The sequence below is a fragment of the Pseudomonas sp. LAIL14HWK12:I7 genome, from assembly GCF_000483465.1.
GTDB classification, from domain to species: Bacteria; Pseudomonadota; Gammaproteobacteria; order Pseudomonadales; family Pseudomonadaceae; genus Aquipseudomonas; species Aquipseudomonas kermanshahensis.
The window spans coordinates 261603-285446 of sequence record NZ_AXYZ01000004.1 but is presented as its reverse complement, the minus strand read 5'-3'; the positions used below and the strand labels follow the sequence as shown (position 1 = coordinate 285446).

Annotated in this window: 23 protein-coding genes; 21 read left to right on the top strand and 2 right to left on the bottom strand. The window is 60.8% G+C overall.

The genetic code is table 11. From position 1 onward, the window contains the following. Positions 1 to 199 precede the first annotated feature (199 nt). The 5 genes from D886_RS0105280 to D886_RS0105260 all read left to right on the top strand — a co-directional run bounded on the left by D886_RS0105280 (position 200) and on the right by D886_RS0105260 (position 3518). A complete protein-coding gene (locus D886_RS0105280) occupies positions 200 to 676 on the top strand; it encodes a sigma-70 family RNA polymerase sigma factor (RefSeq protein WP_027592893.1) in 477 nt (158 codons plus the stop codon). Positions 677 to 845: 169 nt separating this feature from the next. After that, positions 846 to 1325: a response regulator gene (locus tag D886_RS0105275; RefSeq protein ID WP_027592892.1), complete on the top strand. Its 480-nt coding sequence runs from the start codon at positions 846 to 848 to the stop codon at positions 1323 to 1325. A gap of 72 nt (positions 1326 to 1397) precedes the next feature. Beyond that, positions 1398 to 2723, top strand: a complete 1326-nt coding sequence (locus D886_RS0105270; protein WP_027592891.1) for an MFS transporter — start codon at positions 1398 to 1400, stop codon at positions 2721 to 2723. 94 nt (positions 2724 to 2817) lie between these two features. Continuing rightward, on the top strand, positions 2818 to 3114 hold the full coding sequence (locus tag D886_RS0105265) for a type II toxin-antitoxin system MqsR family toxin (RefSeq protein WP_027592890.1): 297 nt from the start codon (positions 2818 to 2820) through the stop codon (positions 3112 to 3114). Positions 3115 to 3116: 2 nt separating this feature from the next. After that, a complete protein-coding gene (locus tag D886_RS0105260) occupies positions 3117 to 3518 on the top strand; it encodes a type II toxin-antitoxin system MqsA family antitoxin (RefSeq protein WP_027592889.1) in 402 nt (133 codons plus the stop codon). Positions 3519 to 3590: 72 nt separating this feature from the next. On the opposite strand, the gene D886_RS0105255 is transcribed toward D886_RS0105260, so the two are convergent. Further along, positions 3591 to 5273 carry an electron transfer flavoprotein-ubiquinone oxidoreductase gene (locus D886_RS0105255; protein WP_081717456.1) on the bottom strand — a complete coding sequence of 561 codons (1683 nt, stop codon included), beginning with the start codon at positions 5271 to 5273 and terminating at the stop codon, positions 3591 to 3593. A gap of 538 nt (positions 5274 to 5811) precedes the next feature. Between D886_RS0105255 and D886_RS0105250 the strand changes: the two genes are divergently transcribed. The 9 genes from D886_RS0105250 (at position 5812) to D886_RS0105210 (ending at position 12998) form a co-directional block, all read left to right on the top strand. Next, positions 5812 to 6561 carry an electron transfer flavoprotein subunit beta/FixA family protein gene (locus D886_RS0105250; RefSeq protein WP_027592887.1) on the top strand — a complete coding sequence of 250 codons (750 nt, stop codon included), beginning with the start codon at positions 5812 to 5814 and terminating at the stop codon, positions 6559 to 6561. Beyond that, positions 6562 to 7491 (top strand): electron transfer flavoprotein subunit alpha/FixB family protein, encoded by a 930-nt coding sequence (locus D886_RS0105245; protein WP_027592886.1) that lies wholly within the window; start codon positions 6562 to 6564, stop codon positions 7489 to 7491. A 235-nt stretch (positions 7492 to 7726) separates the two neighbouring features. Further along, a complete protein-coding gene (locus D886_RS0105240) occupies positions 7727 to 8548 on the top strand; it encodes an ABC transporter substrate-binding protein (protein WP_027592885.1) in 822 nt (273 codons plus the stop codon). A 9-nt stretch (positions 8549 to 8557) separates the two neighbouring features. Further along, complete coding sequence (locus D886_RS0105235) at positions 8558 to 8911, top strand: DUF4398 domain-containing protein (RefSeq protein ID WP_027592884.1); 354 nt, start codon at positions 8558 to 8560, stop codon at positions 8909 to 8911. Next, complete coding sequence (locus D886_RS0105230; protein WP_027592883.1) at positions 8908 to 9720, top strand: OmpA family protein; 813 nt, start codon at positions 8908 to 8910, stop codon at positions 9718 to 9720. The genes D886_RS0105235 and D886_RS0105230 overlap by 4 nt, the downstream gene beginning before the upstream one ends. Positions 9721 to 9993: 273 nt before the next feature. Further along, entirely contained in the window at positions 9994 to 11436 is a 1443-nt protein-coding gene (locus tag D886_RS0105225) for a PLP-dependent aminotransferase family protein (RefSeq protein WP_027592882.1), read from the top strand. Positions 11437 to 11497: 61 nt separating this feature from the next. Then, positions 11498 to 11974 (top strand): hypothetical protein, encoded by a 477-nt coding sequence (locus tag D886_RS0105220; RefSeq protein ID WP_027592881.1) that lies wholly within the window; start codon positions 11498 to 11500, stop codon positions 11972 to 11974. Positions 11975 to 12104: 130 nt separating this feature from the next. Then, on the top strand, positions 12105 to 12359 hold the full coding sequence (locus D886_RS0105215) for a YkgJ family cysteine cluster protein (protein ID WP_027592880.1): 255 nt from the start codon (positions 12105 to 12107) through the stop codon (positions 12357 to 12359). Between the two features lie 33 nt (positions 12360 to 12392). Continuing rightward, a complete protein-coding gene (locus tag D886_RS0105210; RefSeq protein WP_027592879.1) occupies positions 12393 to 12998 on the top strand; it encodes an START domain-containing protein in 606 nt (201 codons plus the stop codon). Positions 12999 to 13084: 86 nt separating this feature from the next. Here the strand turns inward: D886_RS0105210 and gltA are convergent, their stop codons facing one another. Further along, positions 13085 to 14374: a citrate synthase gene (gltA, locus tag D886_RS0105205; protein ID WP_027592878.1), complete on the bottom strand. Its 1290-nt coding sequence runs from the start codon at positions 14372 to 14374 to the stop codon at positions 13085 to 13087. 351 nt (positions 14375 to 14725) lie between these two features. Here gltA and sdhC point away from each other — a divergent pair, with 351 nt between their 5' ends. From sdhC to lpdA, 7 genes are all read left to right on the top strand, one after another. Next, positions 14726 to 15112: a succinate dehydrogenase, cytochrome b556 subunit gene (gene sdhC, locus D886_RS0105200; RefSeq protein WP_077068487.1), complete on the top strand. Its 387-nt coding sequence runs from the start codon at positions 14726 to 14728 to the stop codon at positions 15110 to 15112. Beyond that, a complete protein-coding gene (gene sdhD / locus D886_RS0105195; protein WP_027592876.1) occupies positions 15106 to 15474 on the top strand; it encodes a succinate dehydrogenase, hydrophobic membrane anchor protein in 369 nt (122 codons plus the stop codon). Before sdhC ends, sdhD begins: the two co-directional genes overlap by 7 nt. 3 nt (positions 15475 to 15477) lie before the next feature. Further along, positions 15478 to 17250 (top strand): succinate dehydrogenase flavoprotein subunit, encoded by a 1773-nt coding sequence (gene sdhA, locus D886_RS0105190; protein WP_027592875.1) that lies wholly within the window; start codon positions 15478 to 15480, stop codon positions 17248 to 17250. Positions 17251 to 17261: 11 nt separating this feature from the next. After that, positions 17262 to 17966: a succinate dehydrogenase iron-sulfur subunit gene (locus tag D886_RS0105185; protein WP_008091906.1), complete on the top strand. Its 705-nt coding sequence runs from the start codon at positions 17262 to 17264 to the stop codon at positions 17964 to 17966. A 245-nt stretch (positions 17967 to 18211) separates the two neighbouring features. Next, the gene (locus D886_RS0105180) at positions 18212 to 21043 is read left to right on the top strand and encodes a 2-oxoglutarate dehydrogenase E1 component (protein ID WP_027592874.1); all 2832 of its coding nucleotides are present in this window, start codon (positions 18212 to 18214) and stop codon (positions 21041 to 21043) included. 42 nt (positions 21044 to 21085) lie between these two features. Beyond that, the gene (odhB, locus tag D886_RS0105175) at positions 21086 to 22306 is read left to right on the top strand and encodes a 2-oxoglutarate dehydrogenase complex dihydrolipoyllysine-residue succinyltransferase (RefSeq protein WP_027592873.1); all 1221 of its coding nucleotides are present in this window, start codon (positions 21086 to 21088) and stop codon (positions 22304 to 22306) included. Between the two features lie 93 nt (positions 22307 to 22399). Next, entirely contained in the window at positions 22400 to 23836 is a 1437-nt protein-coding gene (lpdA, locus tag D886_RS0105170; protein ID WP_027592872.1) for a dihydrolipoyl dehydrogenase, read from the top strand. Positions 23837 to 23844 lie beyond the last annotated feature (8 nt).

Genomic DNA, 23844 nt, shown 5'->3' with positions numbered 1-23844 from the left:
CGCAGCGCAAGAAGCGGCGCGCACTGAGGTCCCAGATAGACGAAGGCTAGCGGGCGGGATTTAGCGTACAGGGCAGGAGGATGTCGTGTTGCTGAGAATAATTATAATTTGTAAGATCGCACGTTGACATCACTTCGGTCCTGCACAGCTTTGTGAAATGGCTTTCAGAAAAAGCAGCAGGGCCCTCTCAGGTAACGTCGTGGAACATTACTATCGCGAACTGGTGGGCTTCCTTTCCGCGCGCCTGGGCAGTCGTCAGGCGGCCGAAGATGTTGCGCACGATGCTTATCTGCGGGTGCTGGAGCGCACCGATGCGGAACGGATCGAGCACCCGCGTGCCTTTCTGTACCGTACCGCGCTCAACCTGGTGGTCGACCGCCACCGGCGGCATCAGGTTCGCCAGGCCGAGCCACTGGAGGTGCTCGACAGCGACGAGCGCTGGCACAGCCCGGCACCCACCCATGACATGCAGCTCGATCAGCGCCTGGCGCTGATGCAGCGCGCCCTGGATGAACTGGGCAAGGTCTGCCGCGACTGCTTCCTGTTGCGCAAGCTCGATGGCCTGTCACATCAGCAGATTGCCGAGCACCTGGGGGTGTCTCGCAGCGTGGTGGAAAAGCACATCGTCAATGCCATGAAGCACTGCCGGGTGCGCATGCGTGAGTGGGAATCCTGAAAGTCTGGTGAAAGACGAATGAAAATTCCGTCAAGCATCGACTTGATTTCTGCGGGTTTCCCGACAACTATCTAGGTAGACCCCAGCCAGGCAAAGCTTTGGCGATTGCCGTTACTGGCGCAGTATGGTCAGGGAGTGTCCCTTTTTACCTAACTGCCCAGGTCCGAAAATGGCAAACAAGACCCTGCGCATCCTCATCGCCGACGAGCACCCCAGCCAGCGCTTGCAGCTGGAAAAGTTGCTCAATGGCCTGGGCTATTACCGGATTGCGCCCGTGGACAGCTTCGAGGAGCTGCAACGCCTGGTGCAATCTGCCTTGCAGCCTTTTCATCTGTTGCTTGGCAACATCGAACTGGCCAGCCACGTCGGCGTCGACCTGGCGCGTTTCTGCCGGGTGAGCACGCAAATCCAGCACGCCCTGCTTTACCACTCCCAGCAGTTGCAAGTGCCTTCGGTGCCGCAAACCGAGCGCCAATCCGTGAGCGTGAGCCTGCCGCAAGCGCCCGATAACGAGGCACTGGAATCGTTCATGGCGATCATCGATGCGCCGCTTTTGGTCGGCAAGCTGCCCCTGCCAGCTGCCGTGCCCGCCAGCGCGCTGCACCCGCGCCCGCGGGTGAACTTCGCGCACACGGTCTTCAGCCGCTAGCGCCGATGTGGGCGGGGCAAGGGGGCAGCTATTTGCTATCCTCTTGCCCTTTGCCGATCTGCGGACTCTGCCATGACTGCCATCGATACCGCTCGCCCGCCACGCTTCAGCCGTGGCGACCACCGGACCTTGGGCCTGGCGGCACTGGGTGGCGCGCTGGAAATCTACGATTTCATCATCTTCGTGTTCTTCGCCCTGACCCTCAGCAAGCTATTTTTCCCGCCAGAAATGCCTGAATGGCTGCGCCTGCTGCAAAGCTTCGGGATCTTCGTCACCGGTTACCTGGCGCGGCCACTGGGCGGCATCCTGATGGCGCATTTCGCCGATCATCTGGGGCGCAAGCGGGTGTTCAGCCTGAGCATCCTGATGATGGCCCTGCCGTGCCTGCTGATCGGTGTGATGCCGACGTACGCCGATATCGGCTACGCCGCGCCGTTGATTCTGCTGGCGCTGCGCATTCTGCAGGGGGCGGCTGTCGGCGGCGAAGTGCCCAGTGCCTGGACGTTCGTTGCCGAGCATGCGCCACCTGGGCGACGGGGCTATGCCCTGGGCTTCTTGCAGGCTGGGCTTACCTTCGGTTACTTGCTGGGCGCACTGACGGCCACGCTGCTGGCGCAGGTGTTTACCCCCGAAGAAATTCTCGACCATGCCTGGCGCTACCCCTTCCTGCTGGGTGGGGTGTTTGGCGTGATAGGTGTGTGGCTGCGCCGGTGGCTCAGTGAAACGCCCGTGTTCCTGGCCTTGCGCGAGCGTCAGGAGCAGCCGGTGGCGTTTCCGCTGCGGCGCGTCCTGGGCGAGCATCGCCGGGCGCTGATCCCCGCGGCGCTGCTGACCTGTGTGCTGACGTCGGCGGTGGTGGTGCTGGTGGTGATCACGCCGACGGTGATGCAACAGCGTTTTGGCATGACTGCCGGGCACACCTTTGCCCTCAGCAGTGCGGGTATTGTCTTCCTTAATATCGGTTGTGTGCTGGCCGGCCTGCTGGTCGATCGCCTGGGCGCCTGGCGTGCCCTGATGATGTACAGCCTGCTGCTGCCGCTGGGCATCGGTGTGTTGTATGCAAGCCTGGTGGGCCAGTGGGGCGCAACCTGGCTGGCTTATGCCGTGGCAGGGCTGTGCTGTGGCGTGGTGGGCGTGGTGCCGTCGGTGATGGTCGGGCTGTTCCCTGCGCAGATCCGGGTGTCGGGCATTTCCTTCACCTATAACGTCGCCTATGCCCTGTGGGCCAGCACCACGCCGCTGGCGCTGATCGCCTTGATGCCTTGGAGCCCATGGGTGTGTGTCGGGTTTTGTCTGATCATGGGCATGGTGGGGCTGCTTACTGCCCTGTACTTCGGGCGTCGCGAGCCCTTGGCGTTTGCGGCGGAGCCCATGCCAATCATGTGCGGTGACAAATGAGCCAGTAGCGGCTGGCAGGTGGTGAGGCAGACTTCCGGGTGGGGGCTATTGGAATAACCTATTAGCCAAATTTAACCTGGAAGGTTAATTTCTCATGGAAAAGAGAACGCCTCACTGTCCGCTGCAGCGGATAAGGGCATTGGTCAGTGCTGGACGTATCAGCCCGACTACCGCCTCGTTGCGAGACGCCCAGGCACTGGGGATGGAATACCCGGATATGCTCGATGTCATCAATGGCTTGGAGCGCAGAGACTTTTACAAAAGCATGACCAGCTACGTTGATCATCGCGTTTGGCAGGATGTTTATCGTCCGCTTACGGTCAAGGGGTACGTGTACCTCAAACTGTCTGTGGTGGACGACGTTCTCATCGTGTCTTTCAAGGAGATGTAACCATGAGATGTCCAATCTGCGGCGGTGCGGAGCTTGCGCCCGACACTCAGGACATGCCCTATCGATACAAGGGTGAAGCGACCCTTATTCCGAATGTCAGTGGCGACTACTGTGCTGCCTGTGGTGAGGCAGTGCTGAGCCATGATGAAGCTTTGCGCATCAGTGACCTGATGTCGGCGTTCAATCGCCAGGTCAACGCTGCGGCGGTCGACCCGGGTTTCATCGTCTCAGTGCGCAAGAAATTCGATCTCGACCAGCGTGAAGCAGGGGAGATTTTCGGGGGTGGCGTCAATGCGTTCTCCCGTTACGAAAACGGTAAAACCAGGCCACCCGTGGCGTTGGTCAAGCTGTTCAAACTGCTGGATCGCCACCCGGAACTGTTCGAAGAAGTACGCACTGCCTGATGCAGGTAGGCAGCAAAAAGCCCCCGGCTCTGACGAGGCGGGGGCTTTTTAGTGCCGCAAGGGCAGGGGGCCTTACATGTTCGGGTAGTTCGGCCCGCCGGCGCCTTCAGGGGTTACCCAGGTGATGTTCTGGGCGGGGTCCTTGATGTCGCAGGTCTTGCAGTGCACGCAGTTTTGCGCGTTGATCTGGAAGCGCTTGCTGCCGTCATCCTGGCTGACCACTTCGTACACGCCGGCAGGGCAGTAACGCTGGGCCGGCTCGTCGTACAGCGGCAGGTTGCTGGCGATCGGGATGTTCGGGTCGGTCAGCTTCAGGTGGCAGGGTTGTTCCTCTTCATGGTTGGTGCTGGAAAGGAATACCGAGCTGAGCTTGTCGAAGCTGAGCTTGCCGTCCGGTTTCGGGTAGTCGATCTTTTTCGAGTCGGCTGCGAGCTTGAGGCAGGCGTAATCCGGCTTGGTGTCGTGCAGCGTGAAGGGCAGCTTGCCGGCGAACCAGTTCTGGTCGATGTAGTTGAACGCACCACCCAGGATCGGCCCGAACTTGTGCAGCGCCGGGCCGAAGTTACGGCTGGCGAACAGCTCTTCGTGCAGCCAGCTGGCCTTGAAGGCATCGACATAAGTAGTGAGTGCGTCGCCGCCCTCGCTGCCTGCGATCAACGCATCGGCGACCGCTTCTGCGGCGAGCATGCCGGATTTCATTGCGGTGTGACTGCCCTTGATCTTGGCGAAGTTCAGGGTGCCCAGGTCGCAGCCGATCAATGCGCCGCCGTTGAATACCATCTTCGGCAACGAGTTGAGGCCGCCTTTGCAGATGGCGCGGGCGCCGTAGCTGATGCGCTTGCCGCCTTCGAGGTACTGCTTCATCACCGGGTGGTGCTTCAGGCGCTGGAACTCATCGAACGGCGACAGGTAGGCGTTGCTGTAGGACAGGTCGACGATCAGGCCTACCACCACCTGGTTGTTTTCCAGGTGATAGAGGAACGACCCACCGGTGTTTTCGGCGCTCATCACGTCCAGCGGCCAGCCTGCGGTGTGCACCACCAGGCCCTGCTCGTGCTTGCTTGGGTCGATTTCCCAGATTTCCTTGAGGCCGATGCCGTAGTGCTGGACGTCGGACTCGCTGTCGAGGTTGAAGCGCTTGATCAGCTGCTTGCCGATATGGCCGCGGCAACCTTCGGCGAACAGGGTGTACTTGGCACGCAGTTCCATGCCAGGGGTGTACAGGCCGTCTTTCGGGTTGCCTTCGCGGTCGACACCCAGGTCGCCGGTGACGATGCCGCGCACCACGCCGTTTTCATCGAACAGCGCTTCCTGGGCAGCGAAGCCTGGGTAGATTTCAACGCCCAGGTTTTCGGCCTGCTGGGCCAGCCAGCGGCACAGGTTGCCCAGGGAGATGATGTAGTTGCCGTGGTTGTGCATGGTCTTGGGCACGAACAGGTCGGGGACCTTGGTCGAGCTGCCTGCATCCTTCAGCACATAGATATCGTCACGCTTGACCTCGGTGTTCAGCGGCGCGCCGAGTGCCTTCCAGTCAGGGAACAGTTCGTTCAGTGCGCGCGGCTCGAACACCGCGCCGGAGAGGATGTGCGCACCGACTTCGGAGCCTTTTTCGACCACGCAGACGCTGATCTCGCTACCGGCTTCGGCGGCCTTCTGCTTCAGGCGGCAGGCGGCGGACAGCCCCGCCGGGCCGGCGCCGACGATGACCACGTCGAATTCCATGTATTCGCGTTCCACTGGTTCTCTCCTACTCATCAAGGCTCGTGCTGTTGCTTTGTCTTATGGGTGTGGGGTGATCATGCGCACCGCGCTTCACGGGAGCGGAGCTGTAGCAGCGCAGAGGATGGACTACACCGTTTTGTCTTGGCCGCGCATTATATCTACACCACTTGGCGGGTCCAATACAAACGTTTGTTTGAATTTGCCGCAGGCCAGTAAAATCACAGGCGTACGGCTGGAGGGTGACCGATTTGCCGTATTGACCGGATTGGGTGTTGCGGTCAAGATACGAGCGGTTTTACGTTCGCCGTAGGCTTACCGCCGGGCGCAGGTACACCTCTAAAGACCAGGTGTGGAGTAAGGCTTTCGGGCCAATTCACGGTATGTAGTGGAGTTTACACGCCACCACAGAAAATGACCCGCGGGTATTTGCCGCAAGCGTCGCGACAAGACTGCTCGGTCACCTTGAAGTTTGCTTCTCCCGGTACGTTTTTAGAGGTGCCCTTGTACCCACGCGCATCGCCGGGCATGTCCCCAGGCGACTTTCTATTCACCGGAGAGTAACGAGGAATCCATGAAGGTTCTTGTAGCTGTCAAACGAGTGGTCGACTACAACGTCAAGGTTCGCGTCAAAGCGGACAACTCCGGCGTCGACCTTGCAAACGTCAAGATGTCCATGAACCCCTTCTGCGAAATCGCCGTTGAGGAAGCCGTACGCCTGAAAGAGAAGGGCGTTGCGACCGAGATCGTCGTCGTTTCCGTCGGCCCGACCACTGCCCAGGAGCAGCTGCGTACTGCGCTGGCACTGGGTGCCGATCGTGCCATTCTGGTCGAAGCCGCTGATGAGCTGAATTCGCTGGCCGTGGCCAAGGCGCTGAAAGCCGTTGTCGACAAAGAGCAGCCACAGCTGGTCATTCTCGGCAAGCAGGCCATCGACAGCGACAACAACCAGACCGGCCAGATGCTGGCTGCGCTCACCGGCTACGCCCAAGGCACCTTCGCCTCCAAGGTTGAAGTCGCTGGCGACAAGCTGAACGTCACCCGTGAAATCGATGGCGGCTTGCAGACCGTATCGCTGAGCCTGCCAGCGATCGTCACCACCGACCTGCGCCTGAACGAGCCGCGCTACGCGTCGCTGCCGAACATCATGAAGGCCAAGAAGAAGCCGCTGGAGACCGTTACGCCAGACGCGCTGGGCGTATCGCTCGCTTCCACCAACAAGACCCTGAAAGTCGAAGCGCCGGCTGCACGCAGCGCAGGTATCAAGGTCAAGTCGGTGGCCGAACTGGTCGAGAAGCTGAAGAACGAAGCGAAGGTAATCTAAATGACTATCCTGGTTGTCGCTGAATACGAGAACGGTGCTGTAGCCCCGTCCACCCTGAACACTGTCGCCGCAGCCGCCAAGATCGGTGGTGATGTGCACGTGCTGGTCGCTGGCCAGAACGTCGGCGGCGTTGCCGAATCTGCTGCCAAGATCGCGGGTGTTGCCAAGGTACTGGTTGCTGACAACGCAGCCTACGCCCACGTCCTGCCAGAAAACGTCGCGCCGCTGATCGTCGAGCTGGCAAAGGGCTACAGCCACGTGCTGGCCCCGGCCACCACCAACGGCAAGAACATCCTGCCGCGCGTCGCGGCACTGCTGGACGTCGACCAGATCTCCGAGATCATCTCGGTTGAATCGGCCGACACCTTCAAGCGCCCGATCTATGCCGGCAACGCCATTGCCACCGTGCAATCGAGCGCTGCGGTCAAGGTCATCACCGTGCGTACCACTGGTTTCGACGCCGTTGCTGCCGAAGGCGGTTCCGCTGCTGTCGAAACTGTTGGCGCTGCGCACAACGCCGGTATCTCCACCTTCGTCGGCGAAGAGCTGGCCAAGTCTGATCGCCCAGAGCTGACCGCTGCCAAGATCGTCGTTTCCGGCGGCCGTGGCATGGGCAACGGTGACAACTTCAAGCACCTGTACAGCCTGGCTGACAAGCTCGGCGCCGCCGTCGGTGCCTCGCGCGCCGCGGTCGACGCAGGCTTTGTGCCAAACGACATGCAGGTCGGCCAGACCGGCAAGATCGTCGCACCGCAGCTGTACATCGCCGTCGGTATCTCCGGCGCGATTCAACACCTGGCCGGCATGAAAGACTCCAAAGTGATCGTTGCGATCAACAAGGACGAAGAAGCGCCGATCTTCCAGGTGGCCGACTACGGCCTGGTCGCTGACCTGTTCGAAGCGGTTCCGGAGCTGGAAAAGCTGGTCTGATCCGCCTGCTTCACTTATAAAGAAGCCCGGCCCTCGTACTGAGGGCCGGGTTTTTTTATGGCCTTTTCCGATGCAGTGCTTGTCGCGGTTCCTGTAGGAGCAGCCTTGTGCTGCGAAGAGGCAGTCACAACCACAAAAATTTGTTGGTCATGCCGGCCCTTTCGCCGCACAAGGCTGCTCCTACAGGTGCGGCGTGTACCTGATGGGCCGGGCCAAGCAATACAAGGAGTGAGCAATGGTGCTGCGTAAAGCAGGCGGTGTACTGGCATGCATGGCGGCGATGCTGGCGCCCGTCGCGATGGCGGCAGGCAAGTGCGAACGTTTGGTCGCGACCGGCAGCCCCGATGCGCCCCCGTATTCCTGGCAGGACCCGAAAGACCCCAAGCACCTGATCGGCGCCAATGTCGACCTGTTGCAGCAGGTGGCCAGTGAGCTGCGTGTGAAGGTGGACGTGCTGAGTGCAGGGCGACGCGATCAGGCGCTGGAAGAGGTGCGCAGTGGGCGTATGGACCTGCTGCTCGATACACCCCTGCAGGTCGGTCAGCTGACCGCACTGGACTACATCCACCCGCCGTTGCAGTTGAACGAATACCTGGTCTGGACGCGGCATGACGCCGAGCTGGCCTTCGATGGCCCGGCAGACCTGGCCAAGTACCAGGGCAGTTTGTCCGAGCGCGCGCGACTCACGCCGGCCTTTGAAGCGTTCGCCAAAGCCCACCTGAAGTTGCAGCCTGCGCAAAACCTGACCCAGGCATTCCAGAAACTGGTGCTGGGGCAGGTGGACTATGTGCTCGCCGGGCGCTACTCCGGCATGGCCATGACCCAGAGCCTGGGCATGAGCAACGACCTGATTGCCCGCGGCCTGCCAGTCGATCGCCCAGGGCTGTACCTGGCCGTGTCGCACAACTCGGCGTGCAATGACAGCTGGTTACGTGGGCAATTGGCGAAAAAACTGACAGAATTGCCGATCTCCGGTGCGTCCGAGGCTGTGCTGCAACGAAATGTCGAGCGCTGGAAGGCGCAGATGCAGGTGCCGCTGGACGCCCCCAAACATTAGGAAGATTGCGTGAGAATCCAACCACTATTCCTTGCTCTGGCCATGCTCGGCCTGGCGGGTTGCGCCAACGACCCGGCGCCGAACGAGCAACTGCGCATTTCCGAGCAGGCGCTGGAACAGGCCAAGGCCGTTGGCGCCACCGAGCAGGTCGAGGCGCTGAAGCTGGCCGAAGACAAGCTGGCCCGGGCCAAGACCAACATGCTTACCGAAGATTTTCGCGATGCGCGCATGCGTGCCGAGCAGGCCGAGCTGGATGCACGCCTGGCCGAGGCTCAGGTGCTGAACCAGAAGAGTGAAGAGCAGCTGCAAGTGCTGCAATCGCGGGTTACGCGCCTGCGCAAACAGCTGGAGGTGCAGCCATGATGCGCCATACACCCATGACGGCGCTGGTGTTGCTGGCGTTGACGGCAGGCTTGCACGGGTGCGCCAGCCATCGCAGCGAGGCGGCGTTGGATGAAGCCAGTGCCACCTTCCAGAAGGTAAAAGACGACTCCGACGTGCTGCGCAGTGCGCCGCGCGATGTAATTCGTGCCGGTGAGTCGCTGGCGCGTGCCGAGCGCCTGTCCAGTTATATCGGCACCGGTACCGATGTGCGCCACTACGCCTACCTGAGCCAGCGCTACAGCGAAATTGCCAGCGAGCATGCCAAGCTTGCATTGAACCAGGAGCGCCTGGCCAAGCTCGACCTGGAGCGCCAACGCCTGCAATTGGCGCTGCGTGAAGCGAAGCTTGCCAGCGTGCAGCAGCAAGGCAAGTGGGTCGAGTCGCAGATTGCCGCATTGGCTTCGGAGCAGACGGACCGTGGCCTGGTGATGACCTTGGGCGATGTGCTGTTCGATACCGGGCGTGCCGACCTGAAGAATTCGGCCAGCCGTACGGTGCTCAAACTGGTGCAGTTTCTCCAGCTCAACCCGCGCCGTGTGGTGCGCATCGAGGGTTACACCGACAGCACCGGCGCCCCGGAAGACAACCTGAAGCTCTCGCGTGATCGCGCGCAGGCGGTGGCTGACATGCTGGTGGACCTGGGCATCGACGAAAAGCGTCTGCAGGTTGAAGGCTATGGTGACCAGTACCCGATCGAAGCCAATGCCTCGGAGCGGGGCAGGGCGCAGAATCGCCGGGTAGAAATCGTCTTTTCTGACGACAAAGGCAAGCTCGCCCCCGCGCGTTGATCCCCAATCCTTGTAGGAGCAGCCTTGCGCTGCGAAGAGGCAGGTAGCAGCCCTAGAAATTGTGCTGTTATTACCGGCCTCTTCGCAGCTCAAGGCTGCTCCTACACCGATTATCGGTGAGTGGGTGAGTTCCTGCGCTGGGGTACTGTCACGCGACTGTAGTGTTGGCTATTCTGCAATCTGTCCCAGTACACTTCGCAACTGTTACGGTATTCTGTGCCGTCAGTGAGTCGCACAACAATAACGAGCCCGTCCGCGCGTCGAGATATCGCCATGACCAACCTGCTGCTTTACCAGCGTATCGCCCAGCAACTGGCCGAGGACATCCGCCGCGGTGTCTACCAGCCGGGCGAGCGCGTGCCCTCCGTGCGCAAGATGAGCGCCCAGCTCAATGTCAGCCATGCCACGGTGCTGCAGGCCTATGCCAATCTTGAAGACCAGGGGCTGATCCGCGCGCGCCCGCAGTCGGGCTACTACGTTCACCAGACCCCAGCCTTGACCGCGCAAACACCGGATATCGCCCGGGTCGAGCGCCCTGGCCTGGTGACCCGGGCCAGCATCATTCAGCAGGTGTTGACCGAAGCGCGCCGCGACGGCGTGTTTCCGTTCGGTGCTGCGGTGCCTCATGTGGATTACCTGCCGGTGCGCGCCCTGCATCAGCAGATTGCCAAGGTGACCCGCTTCCATAGCCCACGTGCGTTCAGTTACATGTTCAGCCCAGGCTTCGAGCCGCTGCGCCGACAGATCGCCATCCGCATGCGCGATGCCGGTGTGCTGGTCGACCCGCGTGAAATCATCGTGACCCATGGCTGCGTCGATGCCTTGCAGATGTCGCTGCGCGTGCTGACCCGCCCGGGGGACTTGATCGCCGCCGAGTCGCCGACTTACTACGGTTTGCTGCAGTTGGCTGACCTGCTGGGCCTGAAAGTGATCGAAATTCCAAGCGACCCGTCCACCGGGATCAGCCTGGAAGCCTTGCAGTTGGCCGCCAACCAGTGGTCGATCAAGGCGTTGGTGCTGACGTCGCGCCTGAGTAACCCGCTGGGCGGCACCATCCCTGAGGAGCGACAAAAACAGTTGCTGCGCCTGGCTTCGGACTTCGATATCCAGATCGTCGAAGACGACATCTATGGCGAATTGATGTTCGAACAAGGCAAGACCAAGGCGCTTAAGGCGTTCGACCGGCTGGACCGGGTGATCTATTGCTCGAGCTTTTCCAAGACCTTGTCGCCAGGGGTGCGTGTCGGCTGGATGGTGGCGGGGCGGTACCAGGACGAAATCCAGCGCCTGCAGACCTTCACCACCCATTCGGCCTGCAGCGTGACGCAGATGGGGGTGGCCGCTTACCTGGAAAACGGCGGCTATGACCGGCACCTGCGCTACATCCGCCAGGAGTACCGCAAGAACCTCAGTGCTTACCAGTTGGCGGTGCAGCAGCACTTCCCAGAAGGCACGCAGATGACCCGGCCTACCGGTGGTTTCATTCTCTGGGTGAGCCTGCCGGGGCGGGTCAATACCCAGGACCTGCATGTGCGGGCGTTGGAGCAGGGCATCAGTATCGCGCCGGGGTTGATCTTCAGTAACACCGAGCAATTCAACCACTGCATCCGGCTTAACTGCGGTATCCCGTGGAACAAAGAGGCCGAGCGGGCGGTGATTACCCTGGGGCTTTTGGCCCAGCAATTGTGCAGAGAGACTACAGGTTCACTTTTGTAGGCTTGTCAGGCGCAGGCGGAACAGGGAGCATATGCATTTTCCAGCCTGACTGCCGATGTCCATGAAACTGTTGCGCTGTATCGCTCTGAGTTTTTGCCTGGTGCCGATCTGCTGTTTCAGCGGCGTCGCCCAGGCTGCGCAGCCTGCCGGCCAGGCGCAGGCTTCCCAAACCAAACCCGTGAAAAAGCCGGTGGCCAAGCCTGTGTCGAAACAGGCCGCTAGCAAAGCTGCCAAGCCTGCCAAAAAGCGTACGGCGCATAAACCGGTCAGCAAGGTGGTGGCTACACCGTTGCCCAAGCCCGCGCTGGATCTGAGTTTGCCTGTCGACATGGTCAACGACCTTGAACCGAATGTGGGCAGTTCGGCCACGCGACGCAAACCTTTGCTGCCGGCCATGTTCACTGAAAAGCCGCAGAGCGATGAAAGCCCGTTCCAGCTCAACGGCCGCTTGATCAGCAACGAAATGCAACTGCAATTACGCAATGAAAGCCGCCGCGATGTGGAAGGAGCGGCAATCGAGTTCGAGTACCGCCAATAGCCAGGCAACTGACTGCTGGGTCACGGCATATTTCGTCGGGCCAGCAATTTCAAACGCATGTTTGAGCGGTTACTATCCGGTGACGTTCGTCCCGTTTTGCTCCAGGGAGACCTGATTTTGGTGAATAACCATGAACTGCCGTGAGGGTTGCGGTGCTTGCTGCATCGCCCCGTCCATCAGCTCTGCAATGCCGCGCATGCCCCAAGGCAAGCCGGCCGGCGAGCGCTGCCTGCACCTGACCGTCGACAACCTCTGCGACCTGTTCGGCAAGCCCGAGCGGCCGGCGGTGTGCGGTGGGTTCAAGGCAGATATCGAGGTGTGCGGCAGTGATCGCGATGAGGCAATCAGGATTCTCGGTTGGTGGGAGCAGATGACGGCGGCGTGACAGGCTGGATCTTCGACAATAAGGATAAAGATGATGAGATCGTTCAAGCGTATTGCACTGCTGTGTGGCATGGGTGTGTTGTTGGCGCCCGCTGCCTGGGCCGAGAACTGGCAGGTGGCCAAGGACGAGGAGGGGATCAAGGTTTCCACCAGTGAAGTGGCGGGCTCCAAGTACAAGGCCTACCGGGGCGTTACCGTGATCAAGGCGCCGCTGGCCAAGGTCGAGGCGCTGCAAGAGGACGTAGCCGGGGCGTGTGCCTGGATTCATGAGTGCAAGTCGCAGAAGCTGCTCAAGCATGAAGGTGACCAGAGCTGGACCTACACCCAGTTCAACACGCCATGGCCGGTCACCCCGCGGGACTCGGTGCTGCACATCACCACGGTCAAGGAGGCGGACGGTAGCCTGACGCGTAACCTGAAGGAAGAGCCGACCTATCTCCCGGAGGAGAAGGGGTTCGTGCGGGTGGCGAAAGTCGAGGGCTTCTGGAAGTTGGTGCCCAAGGGTGACACGACAGAAGTGACCTACCAGGTGCACACCGAGCCGGGCGGCAGTGTACCGGCGATGGTGGCTAACAAGTTCGTGGTCGATGCGCCGTTCAATACCCTGAAAGGGTTGCGTGAGCGGGCTGAGAAAAACTGAGGGTTCGCGCTGCCTGTTCTGGTACAGGACAAAGGCAATAAAAAAGGCTGCCCGAGGGCAGCCTTTTTGCGTTCGGCTCGAGGAGCTTACTTGCGGTCGGTCAGGGCGACGATGTCGCGCTTCTGCTCGCCGGTGTACAGCTGGCGCGGGCGGCCAATCTTGTACGGGCTGGAGAGCATTTCTTTCCAGTGCGAGATCCAGCCGACGGTACGCGCCAGGGCGAAGATCACGGTGAACATGCTGGTCGGAATGCCGATCGCCTTGAGGATGATCCCCGAGTAGAAGTCGACGTTCGGGTACAGCGAGCGCTCGATGAAGTAAGGATCGGTGAGGGCGATCTCTTCCAGGCGCATGGCCAGTTCCAGCTGCGGGTCGTTCTTGATGCCCAGCTCACGCAGGACTTCGTCGCAGGTTTGCTTCATCACGGTGGCGCGTGGGTCGCGGTTTTTATAAACGCGGTGACCGAAGCCCATGAGCTTGAACGGATCGTTCTTGTCCTTGGCCTTGGCGATGAAGGTGTCGATGTTCGAGACATCGCCGATTTCATCGAGCATGGTCAGTACGGCTTCGTTCGCACCGCCGTGGGCAGGGCCCCACAGTGCGGCGATACCGGCGGCGATACAGGCGAACGGGTTGGCACCCGAGGAGCCTGCCAGGCGTACGGTGGAGGTGGAGGCGTTCTGCTCGTGGTCGGCGTGGAGGATGAAGATCCGGTCCATTGCCTTGGCCAGCACCGGGCTGATCGGTTTGATCTCGCACGGGGTGTTGAACATCATGTGCAGGAAGTTTTCCGCGTACGACAGGTCGTTGCGCGGGTACATCATCGGCTGACCCATGGAGTACTTGTAAACCATCGCGGCCAGGGTCGGCATCTTGGCGACCAGTCGCACCGCGGAAATTTCGCGGTGTTGCGGGTTATTGATGTCCAGGGAGTCGTGGTAGAACGCCGACAGGGCGCCGACCACACCGCACATCACCGCCATGGGGTGAGCGTCGCGGCGGAAACCGTTGAAGAAGGACTTCAGCTGCTCGTGAACCATGGTGTGGTTTTTCACGGTGCTGACGAACTGGGCCTTCTGCTCGGCATTCGGCAGTTCGCCGTTGAGCAGCAGGTAGCAGGTTTCGAGGTAGTCCGATTGTTCGGCGAGCTGTTCGATGGGGTAGCCGCGGTGCAGCAGAATACCCTTGTCGCCGTCGATGTAGGTGATCTTCGACTCGCACGAGGCAGTCGCCATGAAACCAGGGTCGAAGGTGAAGTGACCAGTGGCCCCCAACCCGCGGACGTCGATTACATCAGGACCAACGGTGCCGGTTAAAATGGGCAGCTCGACGGGGGCAGCGCCCTCGATGACCAACTGCGCTTTTTTGTCAGCCATGTGGCCTCCTATTAATGCTTGAAATCATCAGACAGACCCCCCACGCAGGGCCCGCACCACTATAGAGGGATAAATTCAGATGTCAATTTGCCTAAAGGCTGGTTGAAACGGGGCCTGAGGCCTGATTTTTCTCGAAATTGTCGCCCATTTACGCCTTTTGCTCGCCAAAGGCAATGCGCTATTTGGGCTACCCCATCACGTTGTCATAAGCAGCCTAACTGTCTATACTCGGCACCCGACCGCCAGGGGCTTGCAAGCCCGAACTGCTGGGGGTCGCCGTTCCCTGGGTGGTGGGTACCTGACCAGTACACTTACCAACAACTTTGCCCTGTTCGCTAGGGGCTCTTCAGTGTGAAAAAAGCCGTGAAAAGCCAACGACCTGTAAACCTAGACCTAAGGACCATCAAGCTCCCGATCACCGCGTACACGTCCATTCTGCACCGTATCTCCGGCGTCATCCTGTTCCTCGGCCTGGCCATCATGCTTTATGCATTGGGCAAGTCCCTGGGTTCCGAGGAAGGCTTCGGTGAGGTGAAGGCGTGTCTGACCAGTCCGCTGGCCAAACTGGTGACCTGGGCCCTGCTGTCCGCCCTGCTGTATCACCTGGTGGCAGGTGTTCGCCACCTGATCATGGACATGGGCATCGGTGAGACGCTGGAAGGCGGCAAACTGGGCTCGAAAATCGTGATTGTCATCTCCGTGGTGGTGATCGTTCTGGTGGGAGTTTGGGTATGGTAACCAATGTCACGAACCTGTCGCGTTCGGGCCTCTATGACTGGATGGCACAGCGCGTCTCTGCGGTCGTTCTCGCGGCTTACTTCCTCTTCCTGATCGGTTACGTCGTAGCCCACCCAGGTATCGACTATGCCCAGTGGCACGGTCTGTTCTCCAACAACGCGATGCGGATCTTCAGTCTGCTGGCCCTCGTTGCCCTGGGCGCTCACGCCTGGGTCGGCATGTGGACCATTGCCACCGACTACCTGACGCCAATGGCGTTCGGCAAGTCGGCAACTGCGATTCGTTTCCTGTTCCAGGCGGTATGCGGCGTTGCGATGTTCGCTTACTTCGTCTGGGGTGTGCAGATTCTCTGGGGTATCTGATCCATGGCTAGCATTCCAACTATTTCCTTCGACGCCATCATTATTGGTGGCGGCGGCGCCGGCATGCGCGCAGCGCTGCAGCTGGCTCAAGGTGGTCACAAGACTGCCGTAGTGACCAAGGTCTTCCCGACCCGTTCGCACACTGTATCCGCCCAGGGCGGCATCACCTGCGCCATCGCTTCGGCCGACCCGAACGATGACTGGCGCTGGCACATGTACGATACCGTCAAAGGTTCCGACTACATCGGTGACCAGGACGCTATCGAATACATGTGTCAGGAAGGCCCGGCTGCGGTCTTCGAGCTGGACCACATGGGCCTGCCGTTCTCGCGTACCGAAACCGGCCGTATCTACCAGCGTCCGTTCGGTGGCCAGTCCAAGGACTTCGGCAAGGGTGGCCAGGCTGCTCGTACCTGCGCCGCTTCCGACCGTACTGGTCACGCGCTGCTGCACACCCTGTACCAGGGCAACCTGAAAGCCGGCACCACCTTCCTCAACGAGTACTACGCCGTTGACCTGGTGAAGAACCAGGACGGTGCGTTCGTTGGTGTGATCGCCATCTGCATCGAAACCGGCGAAACCCTGTACATCAAGTCCAAGGCCACCGTTCTGGCTACTGGCGGTGCAGGCCGTATCTACGCCTCGACCACCAACGCCCTGATCAACACCGGTGACGGTGTCGGCATGGCCCTGCGTGCCGGTGTGCCGGTGCAGGACATCGAAATGTGGCAGTTCCACCCAACCGGCATCGCCGGCGCCGGTGTACTGGTCACCGAGGGTTGCCGCGGTGAGGGTGGCTACCTGATCAACGCCCACGGCGAGCGCTTCATGGAGCGTTACGCGCCGAACGCGAAAGACCTGGCCGGCCGCGACGTCGTTGCCCGTTCCATGGTCAAAGAAATCATCGCCGGCAACGGCGTGGGCCCGAACAAGGATCACGTACTGCTGAAGCTGGACCACCTGGGCGAGGAAGTGCTGCACAGCCGCCTGCCAGGTATCTGCGAACTGTCCAAGACCTTCGCCCACGTCGACCCAGTGGTCGCGCCGGTGCCGGTCGTGCCGACCTGCCACTACATGATGGGTGGTGTTGCCACCAACATTCATGGCCAGGCCATCACCATGGACGCCGAAGGCAAGGACCACATCATTCCGGGCCTGTTCGCCGTAGGTGAAGTGGCATGCGTATCGGTCCACGGCGCCAACCGCCTGGGCGGTAACTCGCTGCTCGACCTGGTCGTGTTCGGCCGTGCTGCCGGCCTGCACCTGGAAAAGGCGCTGACCGAAGGCGTCGAGTACCGCGATGCCAGCGACACCGACGTCGATGTTGCCCTGAACCGCCTGAACAAGCTCAACGAGCGTACCACTGGCGAAGACGTGGCAAGCCTGAAGCGCGAGCTGCAAAGCTGCATGCAGAACTACTTCGGTGTATTCCGTACTGGCGAATACATGCAGAAGGGTATCGAGCAGCTGGCTGGCCTGCGTGACCGCATCGCCAACGTGAAGATCAACGACAAGTCCCAGGCCTTCAACACCGCGCGTATCGAAGCGCTGGAGCTGCAGAACCTGCTGGAAGTTGCCGAAGCTACTGCCATTGCGGCCGAAGCCCGTAAAGAGTCGCGCGGTGCTCACGCCCGTGAAGACTTCGAAGACCGTGACGACGAAAACTGGCTGTGCCACACCCTGTACTACCCGGGTGAGAAGCGCGTTGCCAAGCGCGGCGTCAACTTTGCGCCGAAGACCGTGCCGGCCTTCGAGCCTAAAATCCGGACTTACTAAGGGTGGCTGCTATGTTGAAAGTCGAAGTTTATCGTTACAACCCCGACACCGACTCGGCGCCCAAGATGGAGTCGTTCGACGTCGATACCGGCGGCAAGGACCTGATGGTCCTGGACGTACTGGCACTGATCAAGGAAAAGGACGAGGGTTTCTCGTACCGTCGCTCCTGCCGTGAAGGCGTGTGCGGTTCCGATGGCATGAACATGAACGGCAAGAACGGCCTGGCCTGCATCACCCCGCTGTCGGGCGTGGTCAAGGGCAACAAGCTGGTGCTGCGCCCGCTGCCGGGCCTGCCGGTCATTCGTGACCTGGTCGTCGACATGAGCATCTTCTACAAGCAGTACGAGAAGGTGAAGCCATTCCTGCAGAACGACACCCCGGCTCCGGCCATCGAGCGTCTGCAGTCGCCAGAAGAGCGTGACAAGCTGGACGGTCTGTACGAGTGCATCCTGTGCGCTTGCTGCTCGACCTCTTGCCCGTCGTTCTGGTGGAACCCAGACAAGTTCCTGGGCCCCGCTGCCTTGCTGCAGGCCTATCGCTTCCTGGCCGACAGCCGTGACACCAAGACCCAGGAGCGCCTGGCGTCCCTGGATGACCCGTTCAGCGTCTTCCGCTGCCGTGGGATCATGAACTGCGTAAACGTTTGCCCTAAGGGTCTGAACCCAACCAAGGCAATCGGTCACGTACGTAACATGCTGCTGCAAAGCGGTACCTGATTCAAAGCGTTGTACCTGCAGTAAGCCGAGGTGCGGGTGGTGAGCCCGCACTGAGGTAAAACTCGAGCAAGGGCCCACAAAGCCCGCGCTCATTACCTATGAAGATATGAGACCAGCAGGGGCTTTCCGGGCTGGTACCCGGAAAATCAGCAAGATCCAAGTGGCGTGGTTCAGTCGCTGTGTTCGGACTTTTCCAGGTTTGCTGTGGCTCTCGCCGATCGTCCCCTAACCGAGGGTGACCAAGCATGCAAGAAAGCGTGATGCAGCGCATGTGGGAAAGCGCCCACCTTTCAGGTGGTAACGCTGCATATGTGGAAGAGCTCTACGAGCTTTACCTGCACGACCCTAACGCTGTGCCAGAAGAGTGGCGCACTTACTTCCAGAAGTTGCCAGCCGACGGCAGCACCGCTACCGATGTATCGCACTCGACAATCCGCGACCATTTCGTACTGCTGGCAAAGAACCAGCGCCGCGCCCAACCGGTATCCGCCGGGAGCGTGAGCAGTGAACACGAGAAGAAGCAGGTTGAAGTTCTGCGACTGATCCAGGCCTATCGTATGCGCGGCCATCAGGCTGCCAAGCTCGACCCGTTGGGGTTGTGGCAGCGCCCTGCGCCCGTAGACCTGTCGATCAATCACTACGGCTTGACCAATGCCGATCTTGATACGACCTTCCGTGCCGGCGACCTGTTCATCGGCAAAGAGGAAGCGAGCCTACGCGAGATCTCCGAGGCGCTCCAGAAGACATATTGTCGCACCATTGGCGCCGAGTTCACCCACATCGTCGATTCCGAGCAGCGCAGCTGGTTCCAGCAGCGCCTTGAAAGCGTGCGCGGCCGTCCGGAATTTTCCGCTGACGTGCAGGCTCACCTGCTCGAGCGCGTCACGGCCGGTGAGGGCCTTGAGAAGTACCTGGGCACCAAATACCCAGGCACCAAGCGTTTCGGCCTGGAAGGCGGCGAAAGCCTGATTCCGATGCTGGACGAGATGATCCAGCGCTCCGGCTCCTACGGTACCAAGGAAGTCGTGATCGGCATGGCCCACCGTGGCCGTCTGAACGTGCTGGTCAACACCTTCGGCAAGAACCCGCGCGAGCTGTTCGACGAGTTCGAAGGCAAGAAGATGAACGAGTTGGGCTCCGGTGACGTGAAATATCACCAGGGCTTCTCCTCCAACGTGATGACCACCGGTGGCGAAGTTCACCTGGCCATGGCGTTCAACCCGTCCCACCTGGAGATCGTTTCGCCAGTGGTCGAGGGTTCGGTGCGCGCCCGTCAGGACCGCCGCAACGACACCGTTGGCGACAAAGTGCTGCCGATCTCGATCCACGGCGATGCTGCGTTCGCAGGCCAGGGCGTGGTGATGGAAACCTTCCAGATGTCGCAGACCCGCGGTTTCAAGACCGGCGGTACCGTGCACATCGTGATCAACAACCAGGTTGGTTTCACCATCAGCAACCCGCTGGACTCGCGTTCCACCGAGTACGCCACCGACGTTGCCAAGATGATTCAGGCGCCGATCCTGCACGTCAACGGTGATGACCCGGAAGCCGTGCTGTTCGTGACCCAGCTGGCCATCGATTACCGCATGCAGTTCAAGCGTGACGTGGTCATCGACCTGGTTTGCTACCGCCGTCGCGGCCACAACGAGGCCGACGAGCCGAACGGTACCCAGCCGCTGATGTATCAGCAGATCAGCAAGCAGCGCACCACCCGTGAGCTGTATGCCGAAGCGCTGATCCAGGCTGGTCGCATCGATGCCGAGCGTGCTCAGGCCAAGATCGACGAGTACCGTAACGCCCTGGACAACGGCCTGCACGTGGTCAAGAGCCTGGTCAAGGAGCCGAACCGCGAACTGTTCGTCGACTGGCGTCCGTACCTGGGCCATGCCTGGACTGCGCGTCACGACACCCGCTTCGACCTCAAGACCCTGCAAGACCTGTCGGCCAAGCTGCTCGAGCTGCCAGAAGGTTTCGTGGTTCAGCGTCAGGTCTCGAAGATCTACGAAGATCGCCAGAAGATGCAGGCCGGTGGCTTGCCGATCAACTGGGGTTATGCAGAGACCATGGCATACGCCACCCTGCAGTTCGAAGGTCACCCGATCCGCATGACCGGCCAGGACATCGGCCGTGGCACCTTCTCGCACCGCCACGCGGTGTTGCACAACCAGAAGGACGCCAGCACCTACGTGCCGCTGCAGAACCTGTTCCCAGGCCAGCCGCGCTTCGACCTGTACGACTCCTTCCTGTCGGAAGAAGCGGTACTGGCGTTCGAATACGGCTACTCGACCACCACGCCGAACGCGCTGGTGATCTGGGAAGCCCAGTTCGGCGACTTCGCCAACGGCGCGCAAGTGGTGATCGACCAGTTCATCACCAGCGGCGAGCACAAGTGGGGCCGTCTGTGCGGTCTGACCATGCTGCTGCCGCACGGCTATGAAGGGCAGGGCCCGGAGCACTCCTCCGCGCGTCTGGAGCGTTACCTGCAGCTGTGCGCCGAGCACAACATTCAGGTCTGCGTACCGACCACCCCAGCTCAGATCTACCACCTGCTGCGTCGCCAGGTCATCCGTCCGCTGCGCAAGCCGCTGATCGTCCTGACGCCGAAGTCGCTGCTGCGCCACAAGTTGGCCGTCTCGACCTTGGAAGACCTGGCAGAAGGCTCGTTCCAGACCGTGATCCCGGAAATCGACACCCAGGATCCAGCCAAGGTCGAGCGCCTGGTGCTGTGTGGAGGCAAGGTCTACTACGACCTGCTGGAAAAACGCCGTGCCGAAGGCCGCGAAGACATCGCCATCGTGCGTATCGAGCAGCTGTACCCGTTCCCGGAAGACGACCTGGTCGAAATCCTGGCGCCGTACACCAACCTCAAGCATGCAGTCTGGTGTCAGGAAGAGCCGATGAACCAGGGCGCCTGGTACAGCAGCCAGCACCACATGCGCCGTATCCTGGGCCGCCACAACAAGGCACTGGTCCTGGAATACGCCGGCCGCGACGCGTCTGCCGCGCCAGCCTGTGGTTACGCTTCGAAGCACGCCGAACAGCAGGAAAAACTGCTGCAAGACGCCTTCACTGTTTAACGCCTTCGCGCACCTGAAACCGAATTTAAGGAAACACTGATAATGGCTATCGAGATCAAAGCCCCAACCTTCCCGGAATCGGTCGCCGACGGCACCGTTGCCACCTGGCACAAGAAGCCGGGCGACGCCGTCAAGCGTGACGAGCTGATCGTCGACATCGAGACTGACAAAGTCGTCCTGGAAGTCCTGGCCACCGCCGATGGCGTGCTGGGTGACATCGTCAAGGGCGAGGGCGATACCGTCCTGTCCGACGAGCTGCTGGGTTCGATCGTTGAAGGTGGCGCTGCCGCTGCGCCTGCTGCTGCTCCGGCCGCTGCTGCCCCGGCTGCCGCTGCCGCCGATGCTGGCGAAGACGACCCGGTTGCCGCGCCTGCCGCACGCAAGCTGGCTGAAGAGAACGGCATCGACCTGGCTACCGTTGCCGGCACCGGCAAAGGCGGTCGCGTCACCAAGGAAGACGTTGTCGCTGCAGTCGCCAACAAGAAGTCTGCACCTGCTGCTGCGCCGGCTGCCAAGCCTGCCGCTGCCGCTGCTGCCCCGGTTGTGACCGCCGCTGGCGATCGCACCGAGAAGCGCGTGCCGATGACCCGTCTGCGTGCCAAGATCGCCGAGCGTCTGGTCGAAGCCCAGTCCAACATGGCGATGCTGACCACCTTCAACGAAGTCGACATGACCGAAGTCATGGCCCTGCGTTCGAAGTACAAAGACCTGTTCGAGAAGACCCACAACGGCGTACGCCTGGGCTTCATGTCGTTCTTCGTCAAGGCTGCCACCGAAGCCCTGAAGCGCTTCCCGGCTGTCAACGCCTCGATCGACGGCAACGACATCGTCTACCACGGTTTCGCCGACGTCGGCGTTGCCGTCTCCAGCGACCGTGGCCTGGTAGTACCGGTGCTGCGTAACGCCGAGTCGATGAGCCTGGCTGAAATCGAGAACGGCATCGCCACCTTCGGCAAGAAGGCCCGTGATGGCAAACTGTCGATCGAAGAAATGACCGGCGGCACCTTCACCATCACCAACGGTGGTACCTTCGGTTCGATGATGTCGACCCCGATCGTCAACCCGCCGCAGGCTGCCATTCTCGGCATGCACAACATCATCCAGCGCCCGATGGCCATCAATGGTCAAGTGGTCATCCGCCCGATGATGTACCTGGCGCTGTCGTACGATCACCGCCTGATCGACGGCAAGGAAGCGGTAACCTTCCTGGTCACCATCAAGAACCTGCTGGAAGATCCGTCTCGCCTGCTGCTGGACATCTAACCCTCTGGCTGCGTACCGTTCGGCCCCTGGCTTCGAAAGAGGCGGGGCCGCGCGGTTCGCGGCTTGTAGCTTGTAGCTGATAAGGAATCTTTTATGACCCAGAAATTCGACGTAGTGGTGATTGGTGCAGGTCCTGGCGGCTATGTGGCTGCCATCAAGGCTGCCCAACTTGGTCTGAAGACTGCCTGTATCGAGAAATACACCGACGCCGAGGGCAAACTGGCCCTGGGCGGCACCTGCCTGAACGTAGGTTGCATTCCGTCCAAGGCGCTGCTGGACAGCTCCTGGAAGTACAAGGAAGCCAAAGAGAGCTTCAACGTCCACGGTATCTCCACTGGCGAAGTGAAGATGGACGTCGCCGCGATGGTTGGCCGCAAGGCTGGCATCGTCAAGAACCTGACCGGTGGCGTTGCTACCCTGTTCAAGGCTAACGGCGTTACTTCGATCCAGGGCCACGGCAAACTGCTGGCCGGCAAGAAAGTCGAAGTCACCAAAGCTGACGGCACCACCGAAATCATCGAAGCCGACAACGTGATCCTGGCCTCCGGCTCGCGTCCGATCGACATTCCGCCGGCTCCTGTCGACCAGAACGTCATCGTCGACTCCACCGGCGCCCTGGAATTCCAGTCGGTTCCAAAGCGTCTGGGTGTGATCGGTGCGGGCGTGATCGGCCTGGAGCTGGGCTCTGTATGGGCTCGCCTGGGTGCTGAAGTCACCGTCCTGGAAGCCCTGGACACCTTCCTGATGGCTGCCGACACCGCCGTGTCGAAAGAAGCCCAGAAGACCCTGACCAAGCAAGGCCTGGACATCAAGCTGGGCGCTCGCGTCACCGGCTCGAAAGTCAACGGCAACGAAGTCGAAGTGACTTACACCAATGCCGAAGGCGAACAGAAGATCACCTTCGACAAGCTGATCGTTGCGGTCGGCCGTCGTCCAGTGACCACTGATCTGCTGGCTTCCGACAGCGGCGTCACCATCGACGAACGTGGCTACATCTTCGTCGACGATCACTGCGCTACCAGCGTGCCGGGCGTGTTCGCCATCGGTGACGTGGTACGTGGCATGATGCTGGCGCACAAGGCCTCGGAAGAGGGCATCATGGTTGTCGAGCGCATCAAAGGCCACAAGGCCCAGATGAACTACGACCTGATCCCATCGGTTATCTACACCCACCCGGAAATCGCGTGGGTCGGCAAGACCGAACAGTCCTTGAAGGCCGAGGGTGTTGAGGTTAACGTAGGCACCTTCCCGTTCGCGGCCAGCGGCCGTGCGATGGCAGCCAACGACACCGGTGGTTTCGTCAAGGTTATCGCTGACGCCAAGACCGACCGCGTACTGGGTGTGCACGTGATTGGCCCATCGGCTGCCGAACTGGTACAGCAGGGCGCAATCGCAATGGAATTCGGCACCAGTGCCGAGGATCTGGGCATGATGGTCTTCAGCCATCCAACCCTGTCCGAAGCGTTGCATGAAGCAGCGCTGGCAGTGAATGGCGGCGCCATTCACGTGGCCAACCGTAAGAAGCGTTAATTATAAGA